7 protein-coding genes are annotated in these 7,809 nt (G+C 39.7%); 5 read left to right on the forward strand and 2 right to left on the reverse strand.

Annotated features, from left to right (window positions below; genetic code table 11):
• Positions 1-39 precede the first annotated feature (39 nt).
• The gene (locus ACEYKX_RS09240; RefSeq protein ID WP_373767718.1) at positions 40-3,366 is read left to right on the forward strand and encodes an AAA domain-containing protein; all 3,327 of its coding nucleotides are present in this window, start codon (positions 40-42) and stop codon (positions 3,364-3,366) included.
• Positions 3,367-3,411: 45 nt separating this feature from the next.
• Here ACEYKX_RS09240 and ACEYKX_RS09245 read toward each other — a convergent pair whose 3' ends face one another.
• Both ACEYKX_RS09245 and grpE read right to left on the reverse strand, forming a co-directional pair.
• On the reverse strand, positions 3,412-3,864 hold the full coding sequence (locus ACEYKX_RS09245) for a DUF441 domain-containing protein (protein ID WP_373767719.1): 453 nt from the start codon (positions 3,862-3,864) through the stop codon (positions 3,412-3,414).
• Positions 3,865-3,948: 84 nt separating this feature from the next.
• Positions 3,949-4,545, reverse strand: a complete 597-nt coding sequence (grpE, locus tag ACEYKX_RS09250) for a nucleotide exchange factor GrpE (protein ID WP_373767720.1) — start codon at positions 4,543-4,545, stop codon at positions 3,949-3,951.
• A 189-nt stretch (positions 4,546-4,734) separates the two neighbouring features.
• Here grpE and aspS point away from each other — a divergent pair, with 189 nt between their 5' ends.
• The 4 genes from aspS to nudB all read left to right on the forward strand — a co-directional run.
• Positions 4,735-6,504, forward strand: a complete 1,770-nt coding sequence (aspS, locus tag ACEYKX_RS09255) for an aspartate--tRNA ligase (protein ID WP_373767721.1) — start codon at positions 4,735-4,737, stop codon at positions 6,502-6,504.
• A gap of 95 nt (positions 6,505-6,599) precedes the next feature.
• Positions 6,600-6,869, forward strand: a complete 270-nt coding sequence (locus ACEYKX_RS09260) for a DUF1778 domain-containing protein (RefSeq protein ID WP_373767722.1) — start codon at positions 6,600-6,602, stop codon at positions 6,867-6,869.
• Positions 6,870-6,872: 3 nt separating this feature from the next.
• Positions 6,873-7,367, forward strand: coding sequence for a GNAT family N-acetyltransferase (locus ACEYKX_RS09265; RefSeq protein WP_373767723.1), 495 nt, complete (start codon positions 6,873-6,875; stop codon positions 7,365-7,367).
• Positions 7,368-7,377: 10 nt separating this feature from the next.
• A partial coding sequence (nudB, locus tag ACEYKX_RS09270) for a dihydroneopterin triphosphate diphosphatase (protein ID WP_373780710.1) occupies positions 7,378-7,809 on the forward strand: 432 nt, incomplete at its 3' end.

Here is a 7,809-nt window from a genome sequence, read left to right on the forward strand (position 1 = left end):
AATGACTTATATTTCAAAGAATCATAATTGCAAACAAACATGATGTCTCAAAATAAACTCACCTCAAAACAAATTGCCATTTTAGATTTTTGGCACAAAATTGAATTTTTCCTACCCTACGATCTGCAAGACGCACTTTCTAAAATTACAAAGAAAAAGCAGATTTATCAGCCTTTTTCCGCACAAGCTATTTCGACCTATCAAGCTGAGGATCTTTGGTTAAATCCTTATAAAGGTGAAAATGAAATTGTGGTGGGCTTCGATCTGTTTATCGGTATTTATGAAAAGGAGGAACTAGGGGAGCAGCTAAAAGAGATGCTTGCCCTAGGAGAAGAAAGCGACAATGTTCGTTTTATTGGAAATCAGTTGACTAAACGTAATTTAACTGAAGAAGGCAAGGGGTTAAGTTGTTGCGCTAAAATCAGTTTGGATGAATTGGGGCGATTAGATCCATATAAATCGGGTAATATTGAAGTTTCTACTGCACCGTGGGCAATAGGGCAAATTCGTCAGCACGGCGGAGATGTAAGCTGTCTTGATTTTGATAAATTTGATGGAGAAATGAAATCATTAAAAGATTTGTTGGCGGACTTTTTGAAAACGCAGATTGAACCGAAAGTTACTGAAGAAAACCCATTACCGGCTTTAAATGGTGAGAACATTGCAGAATTGGTGCAAATAGTGACAGATTGGATGTATTTTCAATCTGAACAAACAGGTTTACCTGAGCTTTATCTTTATCCACGTAAAGGAACAGTAAAACAAGAAAAAACAGTGAATAGTGAAATTGCGCCTTTTAGTGTAGAAGTTGAGCACATTCAAATTTCTATTATGAATAGCTTTTTTGCAACAGATATTGCTAAAGTGATTCGTGCAGGGAAATCACAAGAAAGTGTTGGCACAACGTTGGATGCATACCTTCGTAAAAGCTACAAACGAATTGATTTATACAATACTGATGAGGGGAAAGAATGCATTATTGAGCATTTGAAACCACAATATATCAATCGTGGGCACTGGTTTAGTGAAAACCCTCATCATATGAGTTTGATGCAACAATTTGCAATCAATACAATTTTTAAAGAAGTGGATAAAAAACATCAAAGTCAGTCACTTTTTTCAGTGAATGGTCCACCTGGGACAGGAAAGACAACATTGTTGCGTGATATTTTTTCAGAAAATATTGTGCGCAGAGCGAGCGTATTGGCGCATTATGAAGATGTAAAAAGTACCTTTAAAGAAGAGAAAATTAAGGTTGAATTTGGTAAATCAACTTTAGAATTAGCAGTGTTGCAAGATGATCTCACAGGTTATGAAATGGTTGTTACTTCTTCAAATAATGCGGCGGTACAAAATATTTCAGAAGAGTTACCGCAAGTAAAAGCCTTAGGTAAAAATTGGCAAGATGAGCTACATCAACCTAAAGTAACCTATTTGCAAAACGTAGCAAGAAATTTGACTGCTTGTAAAAAGATTAACAAGAAAAAAGTATACAAGGAGATTGAGCCTCAACAATCTTCTTGGGGATTGATTGCGTGTATTTTAGGGCGTAAAGCGAATCGAGATTTCTTTGTTGAACAATTTACGCAAGCACCGGATGAGAGTGCAGATGGTTTCAAAAAGAATTATTTTGATAGCATTTACACATGGCGTCAAAAATATGTAGGACCTAATTTCTTAGAGGCGAAGAAATTCTTTTTAGAAAAGAAAAAAGCCGTTGAAACACACATTGAGCAGCTTTCACATTATATGCAAACAGTATTAGAATGGAAAAAGTGGGTAGAGCTAGATGTTGAACAAGAAATTCAAAGTAATCAAAAATTGATTGAGCGTGCAATTTCACTACTTGAAGGTTTACAGCAAGATCAAATGCTTATTGAACAAGGTAAGCCAAATTTCTTTGTGAAGCTTTTTATACCGAAAAAACAAAGAGCATATGTAGAAAAATTGCGAGAAAACTTTCAAGCACAGAAAATGCAAAAAGATCACAAAATGCGTGCTGAAGATGCGTTAGAGCTGGCTCAACAAAAGAAACAAGAAAAAACTAAGCTTCATCAGCAATTAAGTGTTTTACAGAAGCAATTAAGTAAAGTGTGTACACCAACTGACATGTTCGAAAATATTGAGCAAGATGAGTGGCAGATTAGTGGATTTTGGTCAGATGAAAATTTAAATCAGAAACGTGCAGAATTATTTCACGCGGCACTTGTTCTTCATGAAGCGTGGATCTCAGAAAGTATGAGATTTGGATTTAGTGGTAATATACTCGCTATAAAAAATCTGATTGGTGGGCAACAACTTCAAGGAGATAAGAGTAAAGTAGAAGAAACAGCAAAAGTAATTTGGCAAAGTTTATTTATGATGGTGCCTATCGCCTCAACAACTTTTGCTTCGTTTGGTTTTTTATTCCGTTATTTAGGTGCAAATAGTCTTGGTTGGGTATTTGTGGATGAAGCTGGACAAGCAATTCCTCAGGCCGCTGTTGGAGCATTATGGCGTGCAAAAAATGCCGTAGTGGTGGGCGATCCACTACAAATTGAACCCGTGTTTACCACGCCCGAAAATCTAACAGATATTTTACTTAAAGCAAGTAACATCAATGTTGATTTTGAGGTTTCTCCACATAAAACATCGGTGCAAGTTCTCTCAGATAAAGCAAATCCGTATGGAGCAAGTATTCATTTTGACAATGAAGAAACTTGGATTGGTAGTCCTTTACGTGTTCATCGCCGTTGCTTGGATCCTATGTTCTCTATTTCAAACCGAATAGCTTATCAAGGTAAAATGGTGTTTGGAATGAATAAACGATTTCCTGATAGCGATCCTTGGCTAATGCAGCAAAGTGCTTGGTTGAACCTTTCAGAGGGAGAAGAACAAGAACAAAAAGAAATTGAATTTGTGGCAGATCTATTCCATCAGCTTTGTAAGTTTAGTTACAAATATAAAAAGAAAATATTACCACCTGTATATATAATTTCGCCATTTAAAGATATTTGTGAGCAAATTCGTTCAACACTTGCAAGCAAAGAAGAGCTTTGGAAAGCCTTTGAAACAAAAGGTTCTGAATGGGTGGATAAAAACGTAGGGACTGTTCATACTTTCCAAGGTAAGGAAAATAGTATTGTTTTGTTGGTTTTGGGAAGAAATGCCACCGATATTGGTAGAGCAGCTCCGTTGGTTACAAAGCCTAATTTATTGAACGTAGCAGCAACCCGAGCAAAAGAACGCTTCTTTGTAATTGGTAATTATGAAGTTTGGAAAGAAAAATATGAATGCTTTAAACAAGCCTCACCAATTTTAAAAGAGGTCGTTGAAGCAAATAAATTCTTTAAAGATTTTGTTGAACGTGTTCAGGCACCGAAATAAGAATTAAGGGTAATACATTATGTGTTGCCCTTGTTTTTTTGAAATTTAAATTTTTCCTACAACCAGCGACAAAATCCCTGCCGCAATTAACGGTCCGACAGGTACGCCTTTTAAGAAGGCGACACCGATAATAGTGCCGATTAATAATCCTGTGACTAGCACAGGTTGGTTGCCCATGAGATTGACCCCTCGTCCGCCGAGCCAGGCAACGACGACACCGGCTAGGATTGCGACAATCATCTTCCAGTTAAGCAACTGGGCGATTTCAGGGAAAGCAATTCGTCCTGATACAAGCGGGGCAAGTACGCCGATAGTTAGAATGATAATGCCGATTTTGATGCCGTATTGATCGAGATAAGGTACATATTTTGCCAATAATGTTTGTTGCATAATCAATAAGACAGCAGCGGAAATGGTCACGGCACTATTTTGGCTGAAAATACCGAGTAAAATTAAGGCGACAAGTAGCAGGGCAACGGAATTAAATTGTAGAGACATAGTGAACAAGCGGTCTGATTTGAGGAAAATTTTGCAAATTCGGAAAAATGAAATGGTATGGATAAACCATACCATTTGTATTCATTAACTGGCGACCATCACCATCGCCGGGCGAATGACACGGCCGTGCAAGGTATAACCTTTTTGTAAGACCACACTAATGTGGTTGCTTTCAATTCCGTCGGCAGGTTGCATTGAGATCGCTTGGTGAAGGTCCGGATTAAAGGCTTCGCCCACTACGCCAACCGCTTCAATACCAAAGTGATTTAAAGTTGATACTAAACCTTTGAGGGTTAATTCCACGCCGGATTTGACGCTTTCTTCCGTACCTTCAAGAGCTTGTAAACCGCGCTCCAAGTTGTCGACGACAGTTAACATCTCTTTGGAGAATTTTTCTAAGGCGAATTTGTGGGCTTTTTCTACATCTTGTTCGGCACGGCGGCGAATATTTTCAATTTCCGCACGGGCGCGCAGCTGAATATCTTGTTCGCGTTTATCCGCTTCGGCAATGTATTCTTCCAGCTCTTGTACGCGAGCAATCGCCTCTGCAAGCGGGTCGATTTCTTCATTTTTTTGCAATTCGGCTTCAGGCGTTTGTTCTGTGGTTTGAACATCTTGAGTTTGTTCGGTTTCTTTCGTTACGTCTTGTTCTGTTTGATTCTTTTCTGTTTGGTTTGTCATTGCTAGTCCTCTAAACAACATGAAATGTGATTTTGCAAATGATTGCATTAAAACGACCGTTAATATAGCGACAAATTAAGGGAATTCAAGGTATAAATCATTATTTTGCAGGGAATCTGTTTTCTCTTCTCGCTTTTCGCTATAATCCCGCCTAATTTTTTCCAAATTTTATAAGAAGGATAACCAGATATGATGCGTTCTCATTATTGCGGTGTGTTAAACCGTACTCACGTTGGTGAGCAAGTAACATTAAGCGGTTGGGTACACCGTGTGCGTAACCTTGGTCGTTTTATTTTTATGCAAATTCGTGACCGTGAAGGGATCGTGCAGGTTTTCTTTGATGAGAAAGATGAAGCCTTATTCAAACAAGCTTCTGCGTTGCGTGCGGAAGCCTGTGTGCAAATTAAAGGTGAAGTGATTGCGCGTGATGCGTCGCAAATCAATAAAGAGATGGCAACGGGTGAAATTGAAGTGTTGGTAAAAGAGCTTGTGGTGTATAACAACTCAGAAGTGTTACCGCTCGATTTCAATCAAAATAACACTGAAGAACAGCGTTTAAAATATCGTTACTTAGATTTACGTCGCCCTGAAATGGCGGAGCGTTTGAAAACCCGTGCCAAAATTACCAGCTTTGTGCGTCGTTATATGGACGACAACGGTTTTTTGGATATTGAAACCCCAATGCTCACCAAAGCAACCCCTGAAGGTGCGCGTGACTATTTAGTGCCAAGCCGTGTGCATAAGGGCAAATTCTATGCGTTACCGCAATCACCGCAATTATTTAAACAGTTGCTGATGATGTCAGGTTTTGACCGTTACTACCAAATCGTCAAATGTTTCCGTGATGAAGATTTGCGTGCGGATCGTCAGCCTGAATTTACCCAAATCGATGTGGAAACTACCTTTATGACCGCCCCTGAAGTGCGTGCGATAATGGAAAGAATGATCCGTGGCTTGTGGTTAGATCGCTTAAATGTCGATTTAGGCGAGTTCCCGCAAATGACCTTTGCCGAAGCAATGCGTCGTTATGGTTCGGACAAACCTGATCTGCGTAACCCGTTAGAGTTGGTTGATGTGGCGGATATTCTAAAAGATGTCGAATTTAAAGTATTCAGCGGTCCTGCAAATGATCCTGAAGGGCGTGTTGCGGTAATTCGTGTGCCGAATGGGGCGGAAATTACCCGTAAACAGATTGATGAATATACCCAATTTGTCGGCATTTATGGGGCAAAAGGTTTAGCGTGGGCAAAAGTGAATGATGTCAACGCTGGCTTAGAAGGTTTACAAAGCCCGATTGCTAAGTTCTTAACTGATGATGTGGTTAAAGCATTATTAGCGCGTGTCAATGCACAAAACGGCGATATTATCTTCTTTGGTGCGGACAGTGAAAAAGTGGTTACTGATGCGATGGGGGCGTTACGTTTGAAAGTGGGGCGTGATTTAGGTTTAACGGATCTCACCGCTTGGAAACCACTTTGGGTTGTCGATTTCCCAATGTTTGAAAAAGATGACGAAGGTAACTGGTCAGCAATGCACCACCCGTTCACCTCACCAAAAGATTTAAGCCCTGAAGAGCTGGTTCAAAATCCAAAAGGTGCTGTGGCGAATGCTTACGATATGGTGATTAACGGCTATGAAGTGGGCGGTGGCTCTGTGCGTATTTTCGACCCGAAAATGCAACAAACGGTGTTCGGTATTTTAGGCATTAACGAAGAAGAACAAAAAGAGAAATTTGGCTTCTTACTTGATGCGTTAAAATTCGGTACACCACCACACGCAGGCTTGGCGTTCGGTTTAGACCGTTTAACGATGTTAATTACTGGCACAGAAAATATCCGTGATGTGATTGCCTTCCCGAAAACAACGGCGGCTGCTTGTTTGATGACCGATGCCCCAAGTTTCGGTAATCCGAAAGCCTTGGCGGAGCTGGCGATTCAAACAACGGTGGAAAAAGAGTAATAAGATTTGGGGTGGAATATTTTCCACCCCTTATTTTGTCTTGCTATTTTCGATTTTGGCTTCTAAAATGTGCCAAAATGACACAGGAGGAAATAATGGCACAGGCAAATTTACCCCGTATTACTGCACGGATTGATTCGGCAACACAAGAATTATTGCTTAATGCAGCGGCTTTAGTTGGGATTTCCAGCATTAATTCTTTTGTACTTAACGCTGCGATAGAAAAAGCGAATGCGATTTTACAAGCGGAAAAAATAACGCAATTTAACGATGAAGATACTCGCTTATTGCTACACTACTTAGATAACCCACCAGCACCGAATGAACAGTTGAAAGCTCTTTTCCAAAATAGTGAAAAGGGATAAACAATGGAAATTCAGTTGTTAAATACGAAAGTGCATAATCGAGCGGAGTTTGATTGTGGTAATCAAAGTTTAAACCTGTTTTTGCGACAAATGGCAAATCAGCAGGCAATAAAAGATACCGCTCGAACCTATGTGTTGGTCGAGCCACAAAATCCAACGGAAATTGTGGGATTCTATACTTTAACGATGACAAGGTTAGAATTAGCTGAATTACCTGATAGTTTACAAAAGCAGTCAAAGTTTCCCCTTTCAGCAGGGCTGTTAGCTCGCTTGGGAATTGATAAAAAATATCAACATCAAGGCTATGCTAAAATACTTTTGCGTGATGCTCTGAGAAATATTTATCAAGCCAGTCAAATTATCGGTTTTCCGATTATTGTTGTAGATGCTAAAGAAGGTGTAGCTGATTTTTATCAGAAGTATGGCTTCATGCCGATTCAACAAAGCCCGACTCGCTTATATTTAATGGTGAGAACTCTAGAAAAATTATTAGAATAAGCTGAATATAATGAATTACAAAAATCCCCATTCTGTTCTCGTCGTGATTTATGCCGAAAAAACTCGGCGAGTACTAATGCTCCAACGCCAAGACGATCCAACCTTTTGGCAGTCGGTAACAGGGACGATTGAAACAGGAGAAACACCTTATCAAACGGCATTGCGTGAAGTGAGAGAAGAAGTCGGAATTGATATTTTTGCTCAAAATTTAGCACTTTATGATTGCAAAACGAGTGTGAAATTTGAGATTTTTCCGCAATTTCGCTATAAATACGCCCCTAACGTTACGCATAACACGGAGCATTGGTTTTTATTGGCATTGCCCGATGAGATCGAACCGATATTGACGGAACATTTGGCGTATCAATGGCTTTCGGTAGATGATGCGGTGGCACTCACCAAATCACCAAATAACGCCGAAGCGATTGCAAAATATTTAACA

It is taken from the genome of Glaesserella sp. (assembly GCF_041817755.1).
In the GTDB taxonomy this organism is placed as follows: Bacteria; Pseudomonadota; Gammaproteobacteria; order Enterobacterales; family Pasteurellaceae; genus Glaesserella.

Excerpts from the sequence above, each read along its gene's own strand:
- ACEYKX_RS09240 (WP_373767718.1), top strand. The coding sequence starts at position 40 with ATGATGTCTCAAAATAAACTCACCTCAAAACAAATTGCCATTTTAGAT.
- ACEYKX_RS09245 (WP_373767719.1), bottom strand. The coding sequence starts at position 3,864 with ATGTCTCTACAATTTAATTCCGTTGCCCTGCTACTTGTCGCCTTAATT.
- grpE (WP_373767720.1), bottom strand. The coding sequence starts at position 4,545 with ATGACAAACCAAACAGAAAAGAATCAAACAGAACAAGACGTAACGAAA.
- aspS (WP_373767721.1), top strand. The coding sequence starts at position 4,735 with ATGATGCGTTCTCATTATTGCGGTGTGTTAAACCGTACTCACGTTGGT.
- ACEYKX_RS09260 (WP_373767722.1), top strand. The coding sequence starts at position 6,600 with ATGGCACAGGCAAATTTACCCCGTATTACTGCACGGATTGATTCGGCA.
- ACEYKX_RS09265 (WP_373767723.1), top strand. The coding sequence starts at position 6,873 with ATGGAAATTCAGTTGTTAAATACGAAAGTGCATAATCGAGCGGAGTTT.